Origin of the sequence: Cupriavidus consociatus (assembly GCF_017814975.1) — a bacterium.
Taxonomy (GTDB): domain Bacteria; phylum Pseudomonadota; class Gammaproteobacteria; order Burkholderiales; family Burkholderiaceae; genus Cupriavidus; species Cupriavidus consociatus.
Window position 1 is genome coordinate 323304 of the sequence record NZ_JAGIQA010000005.1, and the last position, 24075, is coordinate 347378.

The following is a 24075-nucleotide window of genomic DNA, read 5'->3' on the forward strand; positions in this document are numbered from 1 at the left end:
TCTTTTTCGTACTTTTGGTACTTCCTTCGTGCGGCTGTGCCAGGGCTGCCGGTGTGTTGCCGGCCGGCGTACCGCGCGAGGGTGGAATTCAGGCCCCTTCCAGCGCAGCGCCCAGGCGCGAAAGCAGGTGGGTAAGCTGGGCCTGGCTGTTGGTGCCGGTCTTGAGGAAGACGGCCTTGAGCTGCGTACGCGCCGTTTCATGGCGGATGTTCAGCTGCTGGCTGGCTTCGGGCAGGCCCTGGCCGCCAGCGAGCTGGGTCGCCAGCCGCGTTTCCGCCGGCGTCAGGCCGTACAGGTCGCGCAGCACGGGTGCCAGCAACAGGGGCGCGTTGTCGTGCTCGTGCACCACCACCAGCGCCGCCGGCTCCTGCCACTGCGCGGCAAAGGCGTGCGAGGGCGGCAGCGGCAGCACGATCACCTGCGCGCTGGCGCCGTTGCCGTCGGTGGCGCGCGCGGCCTGGGCGGCCACCGCGCGCTGCGGATCGCAAGCCGCGGCCAGCATTTCGCCGAACGGGCGCGACAGGGTCCAGTCAGAAACCTTGCCCGCCGGGTCAAGGCGCCGCACCCAGCGTTCGCCGGCACGGTTGCCCAGCAACACCTGGCGCTGCGGCGAAAACACCAGCAGCGCGAAATTGAGCCGTTCCACCAGTTGCGACGACAGCCGCGCCAGCACGGTCAGGCCGAGCGTGCGGTCGCGCATGGCCATGGCGCTGCGCATGTGCGGGATGATCCAGTCCATGCCGCGGGTGTCGTCGGTCGAGAACAGCGGCTGCGTGCGCCCGCGCTGCATCGAGAAATAGACTTCGTAATGCGGCTGGCGCGCGACCAGGCATGCCACGTAGGAGCGCAGGTCGTAGCGGTGGAAGAAATCGCGGTAGAACGGGTGGCGCGCCATGGCGCCTTCGCCCAGTTCCCGCGCATCGACATACCACGCGCCCGGCTGCAGCCGCGGCGCGAAGTGCTTGGCCGGGTCGATGGCCTGGAAATCCGATTCGTACTCGGTGAACAGCTCCACCACCGGATTGACGATTTCATTGACGGTGACCTGGTCGCGTACGGTGTCCCAGACCATCATCGAGGCGTGCGCCGAGCCGGCCATATCGGTCAGGGTGCGCAGGCTCTGCTGCCAGGCACCGGGATCGAGAATGCCCTCGTACAAGCCACGGATCGCTCCGTGCATGTCGGCTTCTTTCATCTGATTACCCCCTGCATTCGCGACAAAACAATGCGCGGCGCCGGCTGTGCGCCCACGCGCACGCCGGCATGCCTTGTTGTTATCCGCCTGGTGCTGTTCTGGCCGTTTGCCTGACCGGCTCTGGTGTCATTGCGTGTCTGTTGTAGCAGACGTTGCATACATTACCGCACTCGGGGGACCTGGGGGACATTCGCCTGACCCTTCTTTGGTGGGGAGGCAGGGAAACGAGACTTTCGCCAGGAAACCTAATTGTGCGCATTGGTACACATTGTAAGTCCATTGCAGCCCGGAATCGCCAAAGCGTCGACCGCGATCAGGTAAAATCCCCGTTTCCCCGATTTTTCAGCGAAATCTCGCGCCTTTCACCGTCATGACCACTGTCCTGCGTCTTTCCGATCTGATTTCCCAAGGCAAAATCTCCGGCAAGCGGGTGTTCATCCGCGCCGACCTGAACGTGCCGCAGGACGACGCCGGCCATATCACCGAGGACACCCGCATCCGCGCCTCGGTGCCCGCGATCGAGGCCTGCCTGGCCGCCGGCGCAGCGGTGATGGTCACCTCCCACCTGGGCCGCCCGACCGAAGGCGAGTTCAAGCCGGAAGACTCGCTGGCGCCGATCGCCACGCGCCTGTCCGAACTGCTGGGCAAGCCGGTCAAGCTGGTGCAGAACTGGGTCGACGGCGTCGAGGTTGCGCCCGGCCAGGTGGTGCTGCTGGAAAACTGCCGCGTGAACAAGGGCGAGAAGAAGAACAGCGACGAGCTGGCGCAGAAGATGGCCAAGCTCTGTGACGTCTATGTGAACGACGCATTCGGCACCGCGCACCGCGCCGAGGCCACCACCCACGGCATCGCCAAATTCGCCCCGATCGCCTGCGCCGGCCCCCTGCTGGCCGCCGAGATCGACGCGCTGGGCAAGGCGCTGGGCCAGCCGGCCCGTCCGCTGGTGGCGATCGTGGCCGGTTCCAAGGTCTCGACCAAGCTGACTATCCTGAAGTCGCTGGCCGACAAGGTCGACAACCTGGTCGTCGGCGGCGGCATCGCCAACACCTTCATGCTGGCGGCCGGCCTGAAGATCGGCAAGTCGCTGGCCGAAGCCGACCTGGTTGGCGACGCCAAGGCCATCATCGACATCATGGCCGGGCGCGGCGCCTCGGTGCCCATTCCCGTCGACGTGGTCTGCGCCAAGGAATTCAGCGCGACCGCCGCGGCGACCGTCAAGGACGTCAAGGACGTGGCCGACGACGACATGATCCTGGACATCGGCCCCAAGACCGCCGCCCTGCTGGCCGAGCAACTGAAGGCCGCCGGCACCATCGTCTGGAACGGCCCGGTGGGCGTGTTCGAGTTCGACCAGTTCGGCAACGGCACCAAGGTGCTGGCGCAGGCCATCGCCGAGTCCAAGGCGTTCTCGATCGCCGGCGGCGGCGACACGCTGGCCGCCATCGCCAAGTACGGCATCGCCGACCGCGTCGGCTATATCTCCACCGGCGGCGGCGCGTTCCTGGAATTCCTGGAAGGCAAGAAGCTGCCCGCCTTTGAAGTGCTGGAACAGCGCGCAGCAGGCTGAAGCATCCGCAGGCCTGGCGCCGTACCGGGCCGCAGTCCCGCAGTCCTTTAACAAAGGCCAAGGAAACCCGCGCATGACCCGTTCCACCAAGATCGTTGCCACCATCGGCCCCGCCTCCAGCTCGCTGGAGATCCTGACGCGCATGATTGCCGGGGGGGTCGACGTGGTGCGGCTGAATTTCTCGCACGGCACCGCGCAGGACCATATCGACCGCGCTCGCCTGGTGCGCGAAGCCGCCCAGGCTTGTGGCCGCGAAGTGGCGATCATGGCCGACCTGCAGGGCCCCAAGATCCGCGTCGGCAAGTTCGAGCAGGGCAAGGTCACGCTCAAGCCGGGCGACCCCTTTGTGCTCGATTCCGCCTGCCAGCTCGGCAATCAGGAACGCGTTGGCCTGGACTACCAGGACCTGCCGCGCGACGTCGGCCCGGGCGACCTGCTGTTGCTCAACGACGGCCTGATCGTGCTGGTGGTGGACCGGGTGCTCGGCACCGAGATCTTCACCACCGTGCGCATCGGCGGCGACCTCTCCAACAACAAGGGCATCAACCGCCAGGGCGGCGGCCTGTCGGCGCCAGCATTGACGGCCAAGGACATGGACGACATCAAGACTGCCATGGCCCTGGGCGCGGACTATGTCGCGGTCAGCTTCCCCAAGAACGCCACCGACATGGAAATGGCGCGCCAGCTGGCGGCAGTGGCCGGTCAGCCGCACGGCCACAAGGCCCGCATGATCGCCAAGATCGAGCGCGCCGAGGCCATCCATCCGGGCGTGCTGGAAGAAATCCTGCAGGCGTCTGACGGCATCATGGTGGCGCGCGGCGACCTTGCCGTTGAAGTCGGCAACGCGGCCGTGCCGGCGCTGCAGAAGCGCATGATCAAGCTGGCGCGCGAAGCCAACAAGCTCACCATCACCGCGACGCAGATGATGGAAAGCATGATCGTCAACCCGGTGCCGACCCGCGCCGAGGTGTCGGACGTGGCCAACGCCGTGCTGGACGGTACCGACGCGGTGATGCTATCGGCCGAGACCGCTGCCGGGCGCTATCCGGTCGAAACCGTCGAAGCCATGGCCGCGGTCTGCATCGAGGCCGAGAAGTCAGAGGTGGTGCAGCTCGACACCGACTTCCTGAACCAGACCTTCTCGCGCATCGACCAGTCGGTGGCGATGGGTGCGCTGTTCACCGCCTATCATTTGCAGGTGAAGGCGATTGCCGCGCTGACCGATTCCGGCGCCACCGCACTGTGGATGAGCCGTCACCGCATCCATGTGCCGATCTACGCCATGACGCCCAACCTGGCTTCGCAGCGCAAGATGCAGCTGTACCGCAACGTGGTGCCGCTGCCGCTGCAATCCAGCGCCGACCGCGACACCGCGCTGGAGCAGGCCGAAGAACTGCTGCTGGCGCAGGGCGTGGTGCAGCGCGGCGATTTCATCGTGCTGACCATCGGCGAACCGATGGGGCAGCCGGGCGGCACCAACACCCTGAAGATCGTCAGGGTGGGGCATTGAGCGCCGCCAGAAGAATACAGAGACACCCCATTTTTATTTAGGAGTTAGACATGCCACTCGTTTCGATGCGCCAGCTGCTGGACCACGCAGCCGAAAACAGCTACGGCCTGCCGGCCTTCAACGTGAACAACCTCGAGCAAGTTCAGGCCATCATGCAGGCGGCCGACGAGGTCAACGCTCCGGTGATCATGCAAGCCTCGGCCGGCGCCCGCAAATACGCCGGCGAGCATTTCCTGCGCCACCTGATCGAAGCCGCGGTCGAAGCCTACCCGCACATCCCGGTGGTGATGCACCAGGACCACGGCCAGTCGCCGGCGATCTGCCAGGGCGCGATCGACCTGGGCTTCTCGTCGGTGATGATGGACGGCTCGCTGCGCGAAGACGGCAAGACCCCGGCCGAGTACGACTACAACATCGACGTCACCCGCAAGGTGGTGGAACTGGCCCACGCCGTCGGCGTGACCGTGGAAGGCGAACTGGGCTGCCTGGGCTCGCTGGAAACCGGTGAAGCCGGCGAGGAGGACGGCATCGGCGCCGAAGGCGTGCTGGACCACTCCATGCTGCTGACCGATCCGGAGCAGGCCGCCGACTTCGTCAAGGCCACCCAGCTGGACGCACTGGCCATCGCCATCGGCACCTCGCACGGCGCGTACAAGTTCACCCGCAAGCCCACCGGCGACATCCTGGCGATCAGCCGCATCAAGGAAATCCACGCCCGCATCCCCAACACCCACCTGGTGATGCACGGCTCGTCGTCGGTTCCGCAAGAACTGCTGGAAGAAATCCGCAAGTTCGGCGGCGACATGAAGGAAACCTACGGCGTGCCGGTCGAGGAAATCCAGGAAGCCATCAAGTACGGCGTGCGCAAGATCAACATCGATACCGACATCCGCCTGGCCATGACCGGCGCGATCCGTCGTTTCTTTGTCGAGAACCCGAGCAAGTTCGACCCGCGCGAATACCTGAAGCCGGCCCGCGAAGCCGCCAAGCAAGTGTGCAAGGCGCGCTATATTTCATTCGGCTGCGAAGGCCAGGCCAGCAAGATCAAGCCGGTCACGCTGGTCGACGTCGCGCAGCAGTACAAGTCGGGCAAGCTGGCGCAGGTCGTGCAGTAAGCAGTGCCCTGGCCCCGCACCGACGGGGCCGATGCTGACGCCTGGGGCTTCGCTACCGCACGAAGCCCCGCATTGTTTTCTCCCCTCTCCCGCTTGCGGGAGAGGGGTCGGGGGAGAGGGCAGGCGGTTGCCCGTGCCACGGTGCCCGTTGATGCGCTCCCCCTCTCCCCCAGCCCCTCTCCCGCGAGCGGGAGAGGGGAGCAAACCGGACGGCGATTTGCCAACTACATCATGTCCAACGCTCTCTACCAGTCCTCCATCAACTCGCTGCCGCTGCTGGGCCACGGCAAGGTGCGCGACAACTACGCCGTCGGCGCTGACAAGCTGCTGATCGTCACCACCGACCGCCTGTCGGCGTTCGACGTCATCATGGGCGAGCCGATCCCCGACAAGGGCCGCGTGCTGAACCAGATGGCCAACTTCTGGTTCAAGAAACTCGCGCATATCGTGCCGAACCATGAAACCGGCATCGCGCCCGAAACTGTGGTCGCGCCGGAGGAAGTGGAGCAGGTCAAGGGCCGCGCCGTGGTGGTCAAGCGCCTGAAACCGATCCTGGTCGAAGCCGTGGTGCGCGGCTACCTCGCCGGCAGCGGCTGGAAGGACTACCAGGCCACCGGCAAGGTGTGCGGCATCGAGCTGCCTGCCGGCCTGCAGAATGCGCAGAAGCTGCCCGAGCCGATCTTCACCCCGGCCGCCAAGGCCGAGATGGGCGAGCACGACGAGAACATCTCGTTCGCCGAGGTCGAGGCCCGCATCGGCATCGCGCTGGCGCGCCAGATGCGCGAGATCTCGATCCGCCTGTACAAGGAAGCGGCCGAGTTCGCCGCCACGCGCGGCATCATCATTGCCGACACCAAGTTCGAGTTCGGCCTGGACGACAACGGCGTGCTGACGCTGATGGACGAAGTGCTGACCGCCGACTCGTCGCGCTTCTGGCCGGCCGATTCGTACCAGGTCGGCACCAACCCGCCGTCGTTCGACAAGCAGTTCGTGCGCGACTGGCTGGAAGCCGTGCGCATCGACGGCAAGCCGTGGCCGAAGACCGCGCCGGCGCCGCAGCTGCCGGATGATGTGATCGAGAAGACCGCGGCAAAGTATCGTGAGGCGCTGACGCGCCTGACGGGTGAAGAGCTGAAGTAAGCCATGGCATCGTTCCCGCGTGTGCGGGAACGACCATCGAAGGAACAGATAAAGTGAGCAAGCAAGACAAGCCGCTGGTCGGCGTCGTGATGGGCAGCAGTTCCGACTGGGACGTGATGCAGCACGCGGTGGCCATGCTGAAGGATTTCGGCGTGCCGTTCGAGGCCCAGGTGGTGTCCGCGCACCGCATGGCCGACGACATGTTCCGCTATGCCGAGTCCGCGCGCGGCCGCGGCATCCGCGCCATCATCGCCGGCGCCGGCGGTGCCGCGCACCTGCCGGGCATGATCGCCGCCAAGACCATCGTGCCGGTGTTCGGCGTGCCCGTGCCGTCGAAGTACCTGCGCGGCGAAGATTCGCTGCTGTCGATCGTGCAGATGCCCAAGGGCGTGCCGGTCGCGACCTTCGCCATCGGCGAGGCTGGCGCCGCCAACGCCGCGCTGCATGCCATCGCCACGCTGGCCACCACCGACGACGCGCTGGCCGTTGCGCTGGAAGCCTTCCGCGCGAAGCAGACCGAAGCCGCGCGCGCCATGACTTTGCCGCTGTAATGCTGCCGCTGTAATCCTCCGGACCTCCACGGAACCGAGCAATGCCGACCGATATCCATCCCTACCTCTCCGAAGCCCACACGCCGGAATCGCGCGCCGAGTTCGGCGTCGACCGTCCCGACGCGCCCATCCTGCCCGGCGCGTGGCTGGGCATGCTGGGCGGCGGCCAGCTCGGCCGCATGTTCACGCATGCGGCGCAGGCGATGGGCTATCGCGTGTGCGTGCTCGATCCCGACCAGGACAGCCCGGCGGGCGCGGTGGCCGACAAGCATATCTGCGCCCAGTACACCGACGAGGCCGCGCTGGCCGAGATGGCCAAGCTGTGCCCGGCGGTGAGCACCGAGTTCGAGAACGTGCCGTCGCTGTCGCTGGACCGCCTGGAGCAACTGGGTTCGTTTGTCGCGCCGCGCGGCTACTGCGTGTCGATCGCGCAAAACCGCATCGGCGAGAAGAAGTTCTTTGCCGCCTGCGCCGAGCGCACCGGCGTGCCGACGGCCCCGCACTGGGTGATCCAGCACGACGCAGACGTCGACCAGCTGCCCGACCACGTGCTGCCCGGCATCCTCAAGACCGCGCGCATGGGCTACGACGGCAAGGGCCAGGCCCGCGTCAAGACGCGCGATGACGTGCGCGCCGCGTGGAAGGCGATGCAGCACGTGCCGTGCGTGCTGGAACAGATGCTGCCGCTGGCCTATGAAGTCTCGGTACTGGCCGCGCGCGCCGCGGATGGTTCCACCGCGACCTGGCCGCTGGCCGAAAACGTGCACCGCGACGGCATCCTGTTCTCGACGGAAATGCCGTCGACCAGCGTCTCGCCGGAGATCGCCGACCGCGCCCGCGCCGCGGCTGCCGCCATCGCCACGGAAATGGGCTATGTCGGCGTGCTGTGCATCGAGTTCTTCGTGCTGACCGACGGCTCGCTGGTCGCCAACGAAATGGCGCCGCGCCCGCACAACTCGGGCCACATCACCATGGATGCGTGCGAGACCAGCCAGTTCGAGCAGCAGGTGCGCGCCATGGCGCGCCTGCCGCTGGGCAGCACGCGCCAGCATTCGGCCGGCAAGATGCTGAACCTGCTGGGCGATGTGTGGTTCGAATTCGGGCTGGAACGTACGCCCGCGTGGGACGAGGTGGTGGCGCAACCCGGCGCCAAGCTGCACCTGTACGGCAAGAACGATGCACGTCCGTCGCGCAAGATGGGGCACGTCAACTGCATCGGCGAGCATGCCGAGGCGGCCGACGCGGCCTTTGCCGCCGCCGCGCAGGCACTGCATATTTCGCTCTGAAATCCCGCTCTGAAATCCCGCTCAGATTCGACGCAAGGAACACGATGTCGCCGCGCACGCCCACGGCTGCAGAACTCGATGAAGCCGTCCGCCTGCTCGAGGCGGGGCAACTGGTCGCTTTCCCGACCGAGACGGTCTACGGCCTGGGCGCCGACGCCGAGAATCCCGAGGCGGTCGGCCGCATCTTCGCGCTGAAGGGACGGCCGTCCAACCACCCGGTGATCGTGCACGTGGTCGATGGCGCGGATATCAGCTACTGGACCGACGAGGTCCCGGAAGCCGCGCAGAAGCTGATCGATGCGTTCTGGCCGGGGCCGCTCACGCTGATCCTGAAGCGCGCTTCGCATATCGATGCCGCGGTGGCGGGGGGGCAGGACAGCATTGGCCTGCGGTGCCCGTCGCATCCGGTGGCGCAGGCGCTGCTGGCGCGCTTCAAGCGCGGGCGCGGCGGGGTGGCGGCGCCTTCGGCGAACAAGTTCGGGCAGGTGAGCCCGACCACCGCGCAGCATGTGCGGGATGAATTCGGCGACGCGGTCTATGTGCTGGAAGGCGATGGGGTCGAGGTCGGGATTGAATCGACCATCGTCGACCTGTCGCGCCTGGGCGCCGGCGTCGGGCCGGTCTTGCTGCGACCCGGTGCCGTCACGGTGGGGATGCTGGCGCAGGTACTGGGCGAGGCGCCCTTGCCGCCCGATGCTGCCGCGCCACGCGCTTCAGGCACCCTGAAGGCCCATTACGCGCCGCACACGCCCTTGTTGCTGGCGGATGCGCAGGCGGCTGCCGCGCGGCTGGTCGCCCTGCCGGCCGATGCGCGCGTGGCATGGGTAGGACGCGCGCCGCTGGCGGATCAGCGCTGCACGTGGGTGCAGGCGCCGGCCGATGCTGCCGCGTATGCGCAGGAGCTGTACCGAATGCTGCGCAAGCTCGACAAGCAGGGCTATTCGCAGCTGGTGTTCGAGACCTTGCCTGAGGGTCAGGATTGGGCCGGGGTGCGCGATCGGCTGGAGAGGGCGGCTGCTGCGTTTGGCTGATTCTTGCGGCCTTGTGATGCCAGGCCGCAGCAATGCCGCCGCTCAAGCGCCAGCTAGCCCAGCAACCTCAATACCGTATAAACCACCATCCCCACGGCAATCATCCCCACCATCCGTCGCGTCAGCAGATAGAACGCGGTAGCAACAACCCCAGCCACCAGCTTGTAGTTGGACAACGCAATGGTGAAGTGCCCCTGCCAGGTCATCAGGTCCGGCAGGATGATCGCGGCCAACGCCGCCGCCGGCGCATAACGCAGTGCCCGCTGGATGCGATCGGGAACCGTGACATGCTCGCCGGCCATCAAGAACAGCGCCCGCGTAATCACGGTGACCACCGCCATGCCAACCAGCGCGATCCAGATCTCGGCATGGCTCATGCCCGGTCTCCCGGCGGCGCGTCAGCCGCATTGCCGAGCGGCGGGGACTTGCGCTGGCGGATACCCCGCAGCGTAGCCCGCGCCGCCAGCTCGTCGGTTGCCATGCCCGCAGCGATCGCACCGACCACCGCCACCACCAGCCCGAGCCGGTACGGCAGGTCAAAGCACAACAATGCCAACACCGCCGAAATCACCACAGCCATCAGCGTCGAGCGCGAATTGATGGTGGCGATCATCACCGGAATCAGCGCCATGGTGCCGGCCAGCCCCAGTCCCCAGCTGTCGGGGAACAGGCTTGCCAGCACGATGCCGAGGATCGACGACACCTGCCACATCGCAAAGTTGGTCAGCGCCATGCCCCAGAAGTAGCCTTCCTTGCCGGGCTCATGGCCCGGCGTCGAATACTTCTGCAGGAAGTAGACAAAATGCAGGTCGCCGTTGAAGAAGCCCAGCACCGTGCGCCGCGCCAGCGTCAGGTAGCTGAAGTGCGGCTGCATCGCGGCGCTGAAGATGACGAAGCGCAGGTTGACCATGGCCGCGGTCAGCCAGATGGTCCACAGCGGCAGCCCGGCGGCGAACAGCGGCAGCACCGCCAGCTGCGCCGAGCCGGCATAGACCAGCAGCGACATGCCGATGGCTTCGGGCACCGTCAGCACCGATTTGCTCATCGCCACGCCGGTCACCAGCCCCCAGGAAAACACCGCGGGAAGGGACGGGGCAAAGCGGCGCATGCCGGCCATGAAGCCGTCGCGTTCGGCGGGTGCGAAGCGATGCCAGAAGCGCAACCACACCGAGGGTTGTCGGGAAGTCATGTCAGAGGAAAGGGGCAATGCAGGCCCGGCGCCGAGGGCCGGGCCGGAAAGCTGCCGCCGCAGGACGCGGCCGGCACCCTGGCATTATAGGGTCGGAACGCGCCCTGGTAAGTGAGCGCTTAACAAAATGCCGCGCCGGCGTTGGCGGCGGGCCACGCGGGGTGACCCATTCGCCAACGCCGGCGCAATCTCAGGGCGCGCCGCGATACACCCACTGCATCAGCGCATCGTGCGCCTCCCGCGCCTGCGAGGCGTTGGGGTGGTTGATCATGCTCACCAGCACGTAGCGGTTGCCGTCTTCCGCGTCGACATAGCCGGCGAGCGCGCGCACGTCGGCCAGCGTGCCGGTCTTGAGGTAGCCGCTGCCGGCCGCATTGGCGCCGGTCAGCCGGTTGCGCAGCGTGCCGTCGACGCCGAGCACCGGCAGCGAATCGACCAGCGCCGCGCCGACGTTGCTGGCCGCCGCCTGCTGCAGCAGGCGCGCCATGTCGTAGGCGCTGATGCGTTCCTCGCGCGACAGGCCGGAGCCGTTGTCCAGCACCAGGCCCGGCATGTCCAGCCCCTGCTTCGCGAGCCAGCGCCGCACCACGCGGATCGAGCGCTCGGGGCTGGCCGGGCCACCGCGGTCCAGCTCGGCGCCGATGGTCAGGAACAGCTGGCGCGCCATCACGTTGTTGGAAAGCTTGTTGATGTCGCGCACGATGTCGGACAGCGGCAGGCCATAGTGGCGCGCCAGCAGCACCGCGCCGCGCGGTACCTTGCCGCTGCGCAACGCCGGCAGATGGGTAAAGCGCCCGCCGGCGCGCTGCCATTCGGCGACGAAGCCGCCCCAGGTGAATTCCGGGTGCGACAGCGTGGCGATGTTAAGCACATGTTCGCCGCAGTCGCTCGAATAGTCGCCGGCGAAGGATGCCAGCACGGTGCCGTCGGTCTGCGGCTGCACGCTGGGAGTGGCACGGCTTTGCCAGTCGCCGCAGCGGCCGTTGGTCAAGGCCAGCTGGTTGTCGAGCTTGAGTTGCGCCAGCTCCGGCGTGACGCTGACCGCCACCGTCTGCGTGACGGGATCCGGTGTCAGCGTGAACGACAGCGTCTTGAAGGCATAGAGCAGGGCATCGGGGCCGACGTTGTAGGCGCGCTGCACTTCGCCGTCGATGGTGCCGTTGCCATCCAGTCCATCGGCAAAGTAGCTGCGGTCCAGCACCAGGTCGCCGTTGATGGCGGTGGCGCCGCCGGCGCGCGCGCTGGCGACCAGCTTGGCCATTTCCTCCGGCACCAGCTTGGGATCGCCGCGGCCGCGCAGGTAGACATTGCCGTTGACGGTGCCGTCGAAGCCGGGCTGCGCGTCGGCGTAGAGCGCGGTCTGCCAGCGGTAGTCGGGGCCGAGCAGCTGCAGGCCGGCGAAGGTCGTGACCAGCTTCATGGTCGAGGCCGGATTCATCGGCTGCTGCGCGTTCCAGCTGGCGCGCGCGTTGGGTGCGCCCAGCCTGACCACGTAGAAACTCGCGGCCGAAGCCGGCACGCCGGCGCGGCGCAGGGCCGCGGCCACCTGCGCCGGCACGCCGGCCTGCACCAGGCCGGCATCGGCGGAAGGCGTGGCTTTTGCCGCCTTGCCGGCGCTCTGGCCCTTCTGTGCTTTCGCGCTTTTCTGGACCTTCTGGGATTTCTGTACCTTGGCCGGCGGTTTGGCCAGCGCCGGCGCGATGACAGGCCCGCCAGCCATCAGCAAGGCGGCGGCAAGAAGAGGCGACAGGCGGCGCAGCAGCGCGCCGGTTTGCGATGCGGTTCGCGTGGCGGTTGTTCTTGGCATGGCGGCCATGTTAACGCATGGCAGGCGCCCGCCGGATGACGGCAGCGTGGCGCTCAGCCGGCGCGCGGCGGCGCCAGCCGGGACAGCAGCGATTTCAGCGTGGCCTGGTCGCTGTCGGACAGCGCGCTGCCCACATGCGCGTCATGCTCGACCACCGCGCGGGTGGCAGCGTCCAGCGTCTTGCGGCCCGATGGCGTCAGCACCAGGCTGTAGGCGCGCCGGTCGCCCGCCGCCGGGCGGCGCGCGACCAGGTTCATCTCTTCCAGCGCATCGACCAGCAGCACCGCACCGGAGCGCGCGATCCCCAGGATGCGCGCCAGCTCGGTCAGCTTCAGGTGCGGATTGCGCGAGATGATCACCAGCGCCGAAAAACGCGGCGGAGTGATCTGCCATTGCGACAGCGACAGCACGAAATCCTCGTAGATGCGGATCTGCGCGCGGCGGATGGCGTAGCCGATCAGGCTGTCGAGCACGCCATAGTCGACATTCGGCACATGCGGATCGAAGCCGCCGTCGGCCACCGCCGGATCCGGCGCAAGCGGCTCGCGCGGCTTGCGCCGCGCGCTGGCGGTGTGCGTGCTGCCAGCCTTGCCTGCCGCGGCGGGTGCGTCGGATGCACCGGATGCGTTGGGGATCATTTCAGTAGTTTCCAGTTGCCGTTTTCGATTGTCAGCATAACGCGGCCGCGCTGGTCAAAGCCATAGTGGTCTTGCCCACTGTAATTGAGCACGCCGTGCGACACCACGATGTCCCGCTCGGTCTCCAGCGCCTGGCGCAGCGCCTGGCGGAAGGCCTGCGTCCCCGGCTTGGCGCTTTTCAACGCCACCGGCACGATCCGCTCGAGCACCAGTCCGGCATCGTAGGCATGCGCGCCGAACTGCGTGCGCGACTCGGCGCCGTATTGCTTCTCGTAGCGGGTGACGTAGTCGAGTCCCGGCTTGCGGACCGGATCGCCAGCCGGCAGTTGCTCCGGCACGATCACCGGGCCCGCCGGCAATATCGCGCCATTGACCAGGCGTCCGCCGATGCGGATCAGGTCCTTGGTGGCGGCGCCGTGGGTCTGGTAGATGGCGCCGCCGTAGCCGCGCTCGCGCAACGTGGTGTGCGGCAGCGCAGCACCGGTGCCGGCGCCGGCAATCAGGATGGCGTCGGGTTTGGCGGCGATCAGCTTGATGGCCTGCGCGGTCACGCTGGTATCGGCGCGGCCGTAGCGCTCGGTGGCGATCAGGCGCAGGCCATTGGCGGTGGCTGCGGCGGTGAAATCCTTCAGCCAGGTTTCGCCGTACGCGTCGGCAAAGCCGATAAAGCCGATGGTCTTGACGCCCTTGGTCTTGGCGGTGGCGGCGACGGCGTTGGCCATCAGCCGCACCGGCTGCGCCAGGCGGAAGGTCCAGGCACCCCGGCCGGGCTTGAGCTCGATCGGCGAGAAGGCCAGCTGGACGGTCTGGCTTTCCTCGGCGACCTCGGCGATGGCGATCGACGGCGCGACCGCTGAGGAGCCGAGGATGATGTCGACCTTGTCCTCGGACACGAAGCGGCGTGCGACCTTGGCGCCCTGGGTAGGATCGGAGGCATCGTCCAGCACGATGTAGCGCACCGCCTCGCCGCCGATCTTCTGCGGCAGGTACGGCATCGAGTTCTTCTGCGGGATGCCGAGCGAGGCGGACGGGCCCGTTGTCGACAGGCTGACGCCGACGGTGATATCGGCCAGGGCGGCGGTGGTGCCGAAGGCGAGGGCGGCGGCCAGCCCAAGGCGGGTGAGGCGGGTGAGGCGGGTGAGGTTCGGGGACACCATGTTGTCTGCTCTTGTAGGCTTATTCTTGGTTGTAGTCTGGCGGACCGCGGTTGTTATCGCCCGCCCTGCATCGACTGCCGGTCGAACCCCGCCAGCTGCTTGTAGCGCAGCGAAATCGCTTCCAGCTCGGCGCGCGGAATCACCTGTTCGACATCGTGGAACCCCTGGGGCGCGCGTTCCTCCGCCAGCTGCATCACCTGCTCCGGCCCGTTCATGCGGTTGCGCAGCACGATGCCCGCAGTGCGCGGCAGGCGCTCGGCCTCGTACTCGCGCAGCGCGTAGGCCGTGTCTTGCGTGCCAAGCAGGCTGTCGAGCAGGTAGCGCGCATCCAGGATCGCCTGCGCGCTGCCGTTCGAGCCGATCGGGTACATCGGGTGCGCGGCGTCGCCCAGCAGCGTGACGCGGTCGAAGGTCCAGCGCGGCAGCGGGTCCTTGTCAACCATCGGGAATTCATAGATCGCCTCGGCACCGTCGATCAGCGCGGGGATGTCGATCCAGTCCCACTGCCAGCCGGCAAACTGTGCCCGGAACACCGACTTGTCGACCTGCTTGTTCCAGTCGCTGCGCGGCGGGGTGTCCGGCACGCTGTCGGGCACGCGCAGCTCGGCGATCCAGTTGACCAGCGAGCGGCCCTGCCGGCGCAGCGGCTCGGAGATGGGATAGGCGACGAATTTCTGGTCCTGGTGACCGGCCATGAACATCGAGCGTCCGTCGAGATAGGGGGGCGCCTCAGTGACCGCGCGCCACAACATGCGGCGCGAGAAGCGCGGGGCATCGCCGCTGGCAAAGAAGTGGCGGCGCACCGCGGAGTGGATGCCATCGGCGCCGACCAGCACGTCGGCGCTGGCTTCGACCTCGGCGCCATCGCCGCGGCGGCGCAGGCCGAAACGCGCCGGCCCGCGCGCGCCGGTATCGAGCACGGTCTCGAACGCATGCCCGGTGTGGACCGCATCGGCACCTAGCCGTTCGACCACGGTGCGATGCAGCAACATCTGGAACTCGCCGCGATGGATCGAGAACTGCGGCCAGTCGTAGCCCGCCGCCAGTCCGCGCGGTTCATGCCAGATGCGCTGGCCCAGCTTGTTGTAGTAGGAGAGCGACGAGGTCTCGATCGCGAGCTCGGCCAGTGCATCGCGCAGGCCGAGCTCGGACAGGATGCGTACCGCGTGCGGCAGCAGGTTGATGCCCACGCCCAGCGGGCGCAGCGATTCGCTGGCTTCCCAGACTTCGGCGTCGATGCCGTGGCGGTGGCACAGCAGCGCCAGCGTCAGCCCGCCGATGCCGCCGCCGGCGATTGCGATCTTCATGTTGTCTCCCCGCTTGTGGCGCGCAGGTACGCGCCAGGTCGTCGAATTTTGTTATGTAGTATAACAACTCGCGTCCGCTGGGCAAGGCGGGGAACACCCCGGAGTGGCCTGTCCGGGGTCAGGAAAAACCCGGCCTCAGCCGGCTGCCACGCCGTCGGGCCTGGCCGCGGCTTGCTTCAGCGACGGCACCGGGAAAACGATGTCGTAAAGCCAGTTGTACACCAGCGCGTAGAGCATGTAGAAGACGGCCACCGCGATATCCATGATCAGCGCATCGATCAGGCTGATATTCAGGTACCACGCCAGCGCCGGCAAAAACACCACCAGCAGGCCCAGCTCGAACAGGATCGCGTGCAGCACCCGCACCATGACCGATTTGCGGACCTGCCCGGTGATGCGCAGCATGGCCTTGTCGAACAGCAGGTTGTACAGGTAGTTCCAGCCGGTCGCGATCAGCGAGGCGACCGCGCCGATCACGCCCATCTCGTGCAGCTCGTAGCCAAAGGCCCAGCTGGCCAGCGGCGCGAAGATCAGCAGGCCGACAACTTCGAAGCCAACGGCGTGGCGGATCCGGTCCCGGGTAGTGCGCATGGTTTTTCTCCTGCGAGGCAAGAATTCAGACCGGGCCAAGTCTATCTGCTTTGCAGAGATTGCCAAGTTGGATACTATCGGCTAATCCGATGGATCTCGCAGAAGGGCGTCGCATGAGTCTCTCGTTGGACCAACTCCAGGCTTTCGTCGCTGCTGCCGAAGCCGGTTCTTTTTCCGCCGCCGCGCGCAGGCTCGGCAAGGCCCAGTCAGTGGTCAGCGCCGCCGTGTCGAACCTCGAGATCGATGTCGGCAACGCATTGTTCGACCGCGCCGGCCGCTATCCCGTGCTGACCCGGGCCGGCGAGCGGCTGCTGGCGGAAGCGCGCGTGATCCTGGAGCGCTGCGAGCACTTCCGCGGCGTGGCCAAGAGCCTGGGCGAGGGTGTGGAGACGCGGCTGGTGCTCGCCGTCGACGAGCTCTACCCGGAAGAAACGCTGGGCCAGCTGCTCGAAGCGTTCTCCGGCCGCTTCCCGGCGGTCGAGCTGGAAGTGCTGTTCCCCCTGATGGAAGACGTCAGCCGGCTGGTGCTCGAGGGCGGCGCCGATCTCGGCATCATGTGGCGGCAGGAAGTGCTGCCGCCCGAACTGGGCTTCCATGCGCTGGGCTGGATGCCAATGCAGATCCTGTGCGCGCCCGACCATCCGCTGGCGTCGCAGCGCGTGGACTGGGAAGAGCTGAAGCGCTACCGCCAGCTGATGGTCGCGACACGTACCGACAGCGAGGAGAAGATGCGCCTGCGCGTGGCGGCGGACGTCTGGTGGGTGGAGAGCCAGTGGGTCATCGTCGAGCTGGTCAAGCGCGGGCTGGGCTGGGCGTTCGTGCCGTGGCACGTGGTGGCCAACTCGCCGGCCGCGGCGCAGCTGGTGTCGCCGCCGCTGGCGTTCCAGCAGCAGGACTGGCCGGTGGCGATGGAACTGGTGTGGCACAAGCAGCGGCCGCTGGGCAAGGCCGCCACCTGGCTGCGCGAGCGCATCTGCGCGCAGCCGTTGCCGAACGCGCCGCAGCGCGGCGCCTAGCGCTGGCCGACTGTGGTGGCTGGTGCGGCGATTGCGGCGGGTGCGGCGGGTGCGGGCGTGCTGCCGGTTGCGCCGTCCAGCGGCTGCGGATGCCAGTTGCCGCCCAACGCCTTGATCAGCACCACCGCCGCCGTGTACTGGCGTCCGGCGATCGACAGCGCGGTGCGCTCGGCAGTGTAGGCCGCGGTCTGCGCCGTCAGCACGTCGAGCAGGCCCGCGGTGCCGGCGCGGTAGCGGTTGTTGACCAGCGCCAGCGCCTCGCGCGCGGAGCGCAGCGCGTCGTTCTGCACCACCGCTTCCTGCTCCAGCAGCCGCTGCGCGGCAAGGTTGTCCTCCACTTCCTGGAACGCCGACAGCACGGTCTGGCGGTAGTTGGCCACGGTCTGGTCGTAGGCGGCCACGGCCTGCGCCTTGGCCGCGCGGCGCAGTCCGCCATCGAACAGCGTGCCGGCCAGTCCGCCGCCGATCGACCAGATGCGGTCCGGCAGCGACATCCAGCGCGCCAGCGTGCTGGCGGTCAGCCCGCCGCTGGCCGACAGCGACAGCGTCGGGTAGTAAGCGGCCTGCGCCACGCCGATCTGCGCGTTGGCGGACGCCATGCGGCGTTCGGCCGCGCCGATGTCGGGCCGGCGCTCCAGCAGTTCCGACGGCACCGCGGCCGGCACGCGCGGCGGGGCCTTGCGGAAATCGTCCGCGGCCAGCGACAGCGCCGCGGGCGGCTTGCCGACCAGCACGGCGATGGCATGCTCCAGCTGCGCACGCGTGATCTGGATGTCGATCTGCTGCGCCTGCGCGCTCTTGAGCTGGGTCTCCGACTGCAGCACGTCGGAGCGTTGCGCGGTGCCGGCCGCGTACTGGTTCTGCACCAGCTGCAGCGACTTCTGGTAGTCGGCCACTGTGCGGTCGAGCAGCGCCTTCTGCGCATCGGCCACGCGCAACAGGAAATAGCTCTGCGCCAGCGTCGCCTGCGTCGACAGCAGCGTCGAGGCCAGGTCGGCCTGGCTCGCCTGCGCGCTGGCTTCGCTGCTTTCCACCTGGCGGCGCACGCGGCCCCACACGTCGATCTCCCAGGTCGCGCCCAGCGTCAGGCTCTGCCCGTTGAGGGTGTTGCCGCTGGCGCCGCGTGCGCGCGATGCGCCGGCCTGCGCATCGACGGTCGGGAAGAAGCCGGCGCGGGCCGCCTGCAGCGCGGCCGCGGCCTGGCGGTACTGCGCCTCGGCCGCCTTGATGTTCTGGTTGGAGATCTGCACTTCCGACATCAGCGTGTCGAGCTGCGGATCGCCGAAGACGGTCCACCAGTCGGCGCGCGCGATCGCATCCTGCGGCTCCGCGGTCTTCCAGTCGCCGCGCCAGGCATTGGCATCGGTGGTGGTATCGGTGGTGGCATCGGTGGCTTCCTTGAAGGCTGCCGACACCGGCGCATCGGGTCGCTTGTAGTCGGGGCCGACCGCGCAGCCAGCCAGCAGCAGCGCGCACGCCAGCGGCAGCGGCAGGGCATGGGTCAGCAAGCGGCTAAACACAGGGCTAAACACGGGGCTAAACACAGTCATGTGGAATCTCTGCAAATTCAGACAGCGGCCGGTTGGTCCGGCGTGCCGCGATCGCCGCGGCGGCGCTGGCGCCAGGCCTTGACCTTCAGGCGCCAGCGGTCCAGCGTCAGGTAGACCACCGGCGTGGTGTACAGCGTCAGCAGCTGGCTCACCACCAGGCCGCCGACAATGGAGATGCCCAGCGGCGCGCGCAGCTCGGCACCGTCGCCGCGGCCGATCGCCAGCGGCACCGCGCCCAGCAGCGCGGCCATGGTCGTCATCAGGATCGGGCGGAAGCGCAGCAGGCAGGCGCGGTAGATGGCTTCGCGCGGCGACAGCCCTTCGCGGCGCTCGGCGTCGATGGCGAAGTCGATCATCATGATCGCGTTCTTCTTCACGATGCCGATCAGCAGGATCACGCCGATCAGCGCGATGATGCTGAAGTCCGTCTTCGACGCCATCAGCGCCAGCAGCGCGCCCACGCCCGCCGACGGCAGCGTCGACAGGATGGTGAGCGGGTGGACATAGCTTTCGTACAGCACGCCCAGCACGATGTAGATCGTGATCAGCGCCGCCAGGATCAGGATCGGCTGGCTCTTGAGCGAATCCTGGAACGCCTTGGCGCCGCCCTGGAAGTTGGCGCGCAGCGTTTCAGGCACGCCGATGCGCGCCATCTCGCGGTGGATCGCATCGGTCGCCTGCGACAGCGAAGTCCCTTCCGCCAGGTTGAACGAGATCGTCGAGGCCGCGAACTGGCCCTGGTGGTTCACGCCCAGCGGCGTGCTGGTCGGCACCACGCGCGCGAACGCGGCCAGCGGCACGCGGTTGCCGTTGCCGGTGACGACGTAGATGTCCTTGAGCGCGTTCGGGCCCTGCAGGTACTCGGGGCTCAGCTCCATCACCACGCGGTACTGGTTGAGCGGATGGTAGATGGTCGACACCAGCCGCTGGCCGAAGGCATTGTTCAGCACCGCATCCACCTGCTGCGCGGTCACGCCCAGGCGCGATGCCGCGTCGCGGTCGATGATCACCGAGGTCTGCAGGCCCTTGTCGTTGGTGTCGGTGTCGATGTCCTCCAGCCCCTTCAGGTTGGACAGCGCCGCGCGCACCTTGGGCTCCCACGCGCGCAGCACCTCCAGGTCGTCGGACTGCAGCGTGAACTGGTACTGCGAGCTGCTTTGCCGCCCGCCGATGCGGATATCCTGCACCGGCTGCAGGAACAGGCTCGCACCGGGCTCCTTGGCCAGCTTGCCGCGCAGCCGCGCGATGATGGCGTCGGCGGACTCCTTGCGCTCCGACAGCGGCTTGAGCGTGACAAACATCTGCCCGGTATTGCGCTGCGAGCCGCCGGTAAAGCCGGTCACGTTCTCCACGGCCGGATCCGACCGCACGATCGTGATGAAGCTGTCGAGCTTGCCGCGCATGGCCTGGAACGAGGTGGCCTGGTCGGCTCGGATAAAGCCGATCAGCCGGCCCGTGTCCTGCTGCGGAAAGAACCCCTTGGGCACGATCACGTACAGCCACACGTTGAGCGCGATGGTGGCGATCAGCACCAGCCACACCAGCGGGCTGAAGCGCAGCGCCGTCGACAGCGAGCGCGCGTAGCCGTCGTGCAGCCACTGGAACATGCGCTCGGTCGCGCGGAAGAAGCGGCCCTGGTTCTCCGGCTCGGCCGGACGCAGCAGGCGCGCGCACATCATCGGCGTGGCGGTCAGCGACACCACCAGCGACACCAGGATCGCCACCGACAGCGTGATCGCGAATTCCTGGAACAGCCGGCCGACGATGCCGCCCATCATCAGCAGCGGAATGAACACCGCGATCAGCGACAGGCTCATCGACAGCACCGTGAAGCCCACCTCGCGCGCGCCCCGCAGCGCGGCCGCCAGCGGCTTCATGCCTTCCTCGATATGGCGCGAGATGTTCTCCAGCACCACGATGGCATCGTCGACGACGAAGCCGGTGGCGATGGTCAGCGCCATCAGCGACAGGTTGTTCAGCGAGAACCCGGCCAGGTACATCACCGTGAAGGTGCCGATCAGCGAGACCGGCACCGCGACGCTGGGGATCAGCGTCGCGCGCACGTTGCGCAGGAAGATGAACACCACCATGATCACCAGCGCCACCGAGATCATCAGCGTGTGCTCGACCTCGCGCAGCGACGCGCGGATGGTGGGCGTGCGGTCCATCATCACGTCCATCGAGATCGCTGCCGGGATCATCTTCTGCAGGTTCGGCAGCATCTCGCGCACGCGGTCGACGGTCTCGATGATATTGGCGCCCGGCGAGCGGTTCAGCACCAGCAGCACCGACGGCTTGCCATTGGCCGAGCCCGCGTTGCGGATGTCCTGCACCGAATCGACCACGTTGGCCACGTCGCGCAGCCGCACCGGCACCGCGAACGAGTTGGGGCCACTGGTGGCGCTGGTGCCGCCGGTGGCGCCGCTGGTGATGGTGGTGGTGCCGCTGCTGGTGGTCAGCGTGGTCACGGTGACGCCGTTGACCACCTTGGTGCTGACGCCGCCGCTGGCCGTCGCATTGGCGGTGCTGGCGATCAGCGCGCCCGCCGACGCCGACGAGTACGTGCCCGGCGTGGCGTAGCGGATGATCAGCGGCATGTAGTCTTCCGCCTTCATCATCTGGTCGTTGGCGTAGACCTGCCAGTTGTTGCTGGTGTTCTCCAGCGTGCCGAGCGGCCGGTTGGCGTTGGTCGCGCTGATGGTGTTGCGCACGTCCTCCAGCGAGATGCCGTAGTTGTTCAGTGCGGTCGGGTTCAGCTCGACCCGCACCGCCGGCAAGGAGGCGCCGCCGATGGTGACCTGCCCAACGCCTTCCACCTGCGACAGCTTCTGCGCGAGGATGGTCGAGGCCGCATCGTAGAGCTGCCCGCGCGTCATCGTCGGCGAGGTCAGCGCGATGATCATGATCGGCGCGTCGGCAGGGTTGACCTTGCGGTAGGTCGGGTTGTTGGGCAGGCTGGTCGGCAGCGTCGCGCGCGAGGCGTTGATCGCGGCCTGCACGTCGCGCGCGGCGCCGTCGATATCGCGCGACAGGTCGAACTGCAGCGTCACGCGGGTTGAGCCGAGCGAGCTGCTGGAGGTGATTTCGGTCACGCCGGCGATGGTGCCGAGCGCGCGTTCCAGCGGCGTCGCCACGGTGGCGGCCATCGTTTCCGGGCTGGCGCCGGGCAGCGACGCCGATACCGAGATGGTGGGGAAGTCCACCTGCGGCAGCGGCGACACCGGCAGCAGCCGCAGCGCCGCCAGCCCGGCCAGCAGGATGCCGAGCGTGAGCAACGCGGTCGCGACCGGGCGATGGATAAAGGCAGCCGAAAGATTCATGGTCAGACCGGCTCCTCGCCCGTGCCGCCTTCCTCCGGATCACCGAAGCGGCGCTTGCGCCAGCCCTTCACGCGCGTCGCCACGCGGTCGAACGCCAGGTAGATCACCGGCGTGGTGAACAGCGTCAGCACCTGGCTGACCAGCAGGCCGCCCACCATGGTCACGCCCAGGGGCTGGCGCAGCTCGCTGCCGATGCCGGAGCCCAGCATCAGCGGCAGCGCCGCCAGCAGTGCCGCCATCGTCGTCATCAGGATCGGGCGGAAGCGCAGCAGGCAGGCCTGGAAGATCGCGTCGCGCGGCGTCATGCCGCCTTCGCGCTCGGCCTCGAGCGCGAAGTCGATCATCATGATCGCGTTCTTCTTGACGATGCCGATCAGCAGGATGATGCCGATGATGGCGATGATGCCCAGGTCCATCCCCGCCACCAGCAGCGCCAGCAGCGCGCCCACGCCGGCCGACGGCAGTGTCGACAGGATCGTGACCGGGTGGATGGTGCTTTCATACAGCACGCCCAGCACGATATACATCGTCACCACCGCGGCCAGGATCAGCCACAGCGTGTTCGACAGCGACGCGCGGAACGCCAGCGCCGCGCCCTGGAAGCTGGTCTGCATCGAGATCGGCAGGCCCAGCTCCTGCTCCACCCTGGTGATCTTGTCGACCGCGGCGCCGAGCGATTCGCCATGCGCCAGGTTGAACGAGATCGTCGCCGCCGGGAATTGCCCCTGGTGGTTGATCACCAGCGGCCCGGTGCGCTCGGTAATGCGCGCGAACGCGCCCAGCGGCACCTGTCCGCCGGACGAGGAGGGCAGGCGCAGCTCGGCCAGCGATTGCGGGCTCTTGCGGAATTCCGGCATGGTCTCCAGCACCACGCGGTACTGGCTCGACTGCGTGAAGATGGTCGACACCAGCCGCTGGCCGAAGGCGCTGTACAGCGCGCTGTCGATCACCGCGGTGGTGATGCCGAAGCGCGCCGCCGCATCGCGGTCGATATCGACATAGGCGCGCAGGCCGTTGTTCTGCTGGTCGCTGGTGACGTCGCGCAGCTCGGGCTCCTGGCGCAGGCGCTCCACCAGCTTCGGCACCCAGGTGGCGAGCGTCTCGGGATCGGGATCCTCTACCGTGAACTGGTACTGTGTGCGCGAGACCTTGTCCTCGATGGTCAGGTCCTGCACCGGCTGCGTGAACAGCGACACGCCGCCGAGGCTCTGCACCGACTGCTGCAGGCGCTGCGTGACCACGTCGATCGGGTCGCGCTCGCCCTTGGGCTTGAGGTTGATCAGCATGCGCCCGGCGTTGAGCGTGGTGTTGCTGCCATCTACGCCGATAAACGACGACAGGCTTGCGACCGCCGGGTCCTGCATCACCACCTTGGCCACCGCTTCCTGCTTGCGCGCCATGGCGCCGAACGAAGTGGTCTGCGCGGCTTCGGTGATGCCCTGGATCACGCCGGTATCCTGCACCGGGAAGAAGCCCTTGGGCACCAGCAGGTACAGCAGCACGGTCAGCGCCAGCGTGGCCACCGCCACCACCAGCGTCGCCTTCTGGCGGTCGAGCACCCACTCCAGCCCGCGGCCATAGCGCTCGATCACGTTGTCGAAGAAGCGGCCGGTGGCGCGGTGGAAGCGCGACAGCTTTTCCTCCGGCACATGGTGCAGCAGGCGCGCGCACATCATCGGCGTGAGCGTCAGCGACACCACCGCCGAGATCAGGATCGACACCGCCAGCGTGATCGCGAACTCGCGGAACAGCCGGCCAACCACGTCGCCCATGAACAGCAGCGGGATCAGCACCGCCACCAGCGAGAAGGTCAGCGAGATAATGGTGAAGCCAATCTGCTTCGAGCCCCTGAGCGCCGCCTGCATCGGGGAATCGCCCTTCTCGATGTAGCGCATGATGTTCTCGATCATCACGATCGCATCGTCGACCACGAAGCCCGTGGCGATGGTCAGCGCCATCAGCGTCAGGTTGTTGATCGAGAACCCGGACAGGTACATCACACCAAACGTGCCCACCAGCGACAGCGGCACCGCCACGCCCGGGATGATGGTGGCGGGGATATTGCGCAGGAACAGGAAGATCACCAGCACCACCAGCGCGATTGC

Annotated in this window: 19 protein-coding genes; 8 read left to right on the forward strand and 11 right to left on the reverse strand. The window is 67.6% G+C overall.

Annotated features, from left to right (window positions below):
* Positions 1 to 88: 88 nt before the first annotated feature.
* Positions 89 to 1195, reverse strand: coding sequence for a helix-turn-helix transcriptional regulator (locus tag J8I82_RS09880; RefSeq protein ID WP_209756776.1), 1107 nt, complete (start codon positions 1193 to 1195; stop codon positions 89 to 91).
* Positions 1196 to 1565: 370 nt separating this feature from the next.
* Here J8I82_RS09880 and J8I82_RS09885 point away from each other — a divergent pair, with 370 nt between their 5' ends.
* The 7 genes from J8I82_RS09885 to J8I82_RS09915 all read left to right on the forward strand — a co-directional run bounded on the left by J8I82_RS09885 (position 1566) and on the right by J8I82_RS09915 (position 9395).
* Positions 1566 to 2762, forward strand: coding sequence for a phosphoglycerate kinase (locus J8I82_RS09885; protein ID WP_209756778.1), 1197 nt, complete (start codon positions 1566 to 1568; stop codon positions 2760 to 2762).
* A gap of 73 nt (positions 2763 to 2835) precedes the next feature.
* Positions 2836 to 4272 carry a pyruvate kinase gene (gene pyk / locus J8I82_RS09890; RefSeq protein WP_209756780.1) on the forward strand — a complete coding sequence of 479 codons (1437 nt, stop codon included), beginning with the start codon at positions 2836 to 2838 and terminating at the stop codon, positions 4270 to 4272.
* Between the two features lie 50 nt (positions 4273 to 4322).
* Positions 4323 to 5387 (forward strand): class II fructose-bisphosphate aldolase, encoded by a 1065-nt coding sequence (fba, locus tag J8I82_RS09895; RefSeq protein ID WP_029048146.1) that lies wholly within the window; start codon positions 4323 to 4325, stop codon positions 5385 to 5387.
* Between the two features lie 231 nt (positions 5388 to 5618).
* Positions 5619 to 6527 carry a phosphoribosylaminoimidazolesuccinocarboxamide synthase gene (locus tag J8I82_RS09900; RefSeq protein WP_209756782.1) on the forward strand — a complete coding sequence of 303 codons (909 nt, stop codon included), beginning with the start codon at positions 5619 to 5621 and terminating at the stop codon, positions 6525 to 6527.
* A 53-nt stretch (positions 6528 to 6580) separates the two neighbouring features.
* Positions 6581 to 7078: a 5-(carboxyamino)imidazole ribonucleotide mutase gene (purE, locus tag J8I82_RS09905; RefSeq protein WP_209756784.1), complete on the forward strand. Its 498-nt coding sequence runs from the start codon at positions 6581 to 6583 to the stop codon at positions 7076 to 7078.
* 41 nt (positions 7079 to 7119) lie between these two features.
* Positions 7120 to 8364: a 5-(carboxyamino)imidazole ribonucleotide synthase gene (locus tag J8I82_RS09910; protein WP_209756786.1), complete on the forward strand. Its 1245-nt coding sequence runs from the start codon at positions 7120 to 7122 to the stop codon at positions 8362 to 8364.
* A 44-nt stretch (positions 8365 to 8408) separates the two neighbouring features.
* Entirely contained in the window at positions 8409 to 9395 is a 987-nt protein-coding gene (locus J8I82_RS09915; protein ID WP_209756788.1) for an L-threonylcarbamoyladenylate synthase, read from the forward strand.
* Between the two features lie 53 nt (positions 9396 to 9448).
* Here J8I82_RS09915 and J8I82_RS09920 read toward each other — a convergent pair whose 3' ends face one another.
* From J8I82_RS09920 to J8I82_RS09950, 7 genes are all read right to left on the reverse strand, one after another.
* Positions 9449 to 9772 (reverse strand): AzlD domain-containing protein, encoded by a 324-nt coding sequence (locus J8I82_RS09920; protein ID WP_209756790.1) that lies wholly within the window; start codon positions 9770 to 9772, stop codon positions 9449 to 9451.
* Positions 9769 to 10584, reverse strand: coding sequence for an AzlC family ABC transporter permease (locus J8I82_RS09925; protein WP_209756792.1), 816 nt, complete (start codon positions 10582 to 10584; stop codon positions 9769 to 9771). The genes J8I82_RS09920 and J8I82_RS09925 overlap by 4 nt, the downstream gene beginning before the upstream one ends.
* A gap of 190 nt (positions 10585 to 10774) precedes the next feature.
* Positions 10775 to 12400: a D-alanyl-D-alanine carboxypeptidase/D-alanyl-D-alanine endopeptidase gene (gene dacB / locus J8I82_RS09930; protein WP_209756794.1), complete on the reverse strand. Its 1626-nt coding sequence runs from the start codon at positions 12398 to 12400 to the stop codon at positions 10775 to 10777.
* Positions 12401 to 12444: 44 nt separating this feature from the next.
* Entirely contained in the window at positions 12445 to 13029 is a 585-nt protein-coding gene (locus J8I82_RS09935; RefSeq protein WP_209756796.1) for a MarR family winged helix-turn-helix transcriptional regulator, read from the reverse strand.
* Positions 13026 to 14186 (reverse strand): ABC transporter substrate-binding protein, encoded by a 1161-nt coding sequence (locus J8I82_RS09940; RefSeq protein ID WP_209756798.1) that lies wholly within the window; start codon positions 14184 to 14186, stop codon positions 13026 to 13028. The genes J8I82_RS09935 and J8I82_RS09940 overlap by 4 nt, the downstream gene beginning before the upstream one ends.
* A 53-nt stretch (positions 14187 to 14239) precedes the next feature.
* On the reverse strand, positions 14240 to 15493 hold the full coding sequence (locus J8I82_RS09945) for a flavin-dependent oxidoreductase (RefSeq protein ID WP_209756800.1): 1254 nt from the start codon (positions 15491 to 15493) through the stop codon (positions 14240 to 14242).
* A 135-nt stretch (positions 15494 to 15628) separates the two neighbouring features.
* Positions 15629 to 16084: a PACE efflux transporter gene (locus J8I82_RS09950; protein WP_209756802.1), complete on the reverse strand. Its 456-nt coding sequence runs from the start codon at positions 16082 to 16084 to the stop codon at positions 15629 to 15631.
* Positions 16085 to 16197: 113 nt separating this feature from the next.
* Between J8I82_RS09950 and J8I82_RS09955 the strand changes: the two genes are divergently transcribed.
* Entirely contained in the window at positions 16198 to 17100 is a 903-nt protein-coding gene (locus J8I82_RS09955; protein ID WP_209756804.1) for a LysR family transcriptional regulator, read from the forward strand.
* Here the strand turns inward: J8I82_RS09955 and J8I82_RS09960 are convergent.
* The 3 genes from J8I82_RS09960 to J8I82_RS09970 form a co-directional block, all read right to left on the reverse strand.
* Positions 17097 to 18650 carry an efflux transporter outer membrane subunit gene (locus tag J8I82_RS09960; RefSeq protein ID WP_245179588.1) on the reverse strand — a complete coding sequence of 518 codons (1554 nt, stop codon included), beginning with the start codon at positions 18648 to 18650 and terminating at the stop codon, positions 17097 to 17099. The two genes, J8I82_RS09955 and J8I82_RS09960, sit on opposite strands and share 4 nt — an antisense overlap.
* Positions 18651 to 18667: 17 nt before the next feature.
* A complete protein-coding gene (locus J8I82_RS09965; RefSeq protein ID WP_209756807.1) occupies positions 18668 to 21970 on the reverse strand; it encodes an efflux RND transporter permease subunit in 3303 nt (1100 codons plus the stop codon).
* Positions 21971 to 21972: 2 nt separating this feature from the next.
* The coding region (locus J8I82_RS09970) for an efflux RND transporter permease subunit (RefSeq protein WP_209756815.1) at positions 21973 to 24075 on the reverse strand (2103 nt) is incomplete at its 5' end.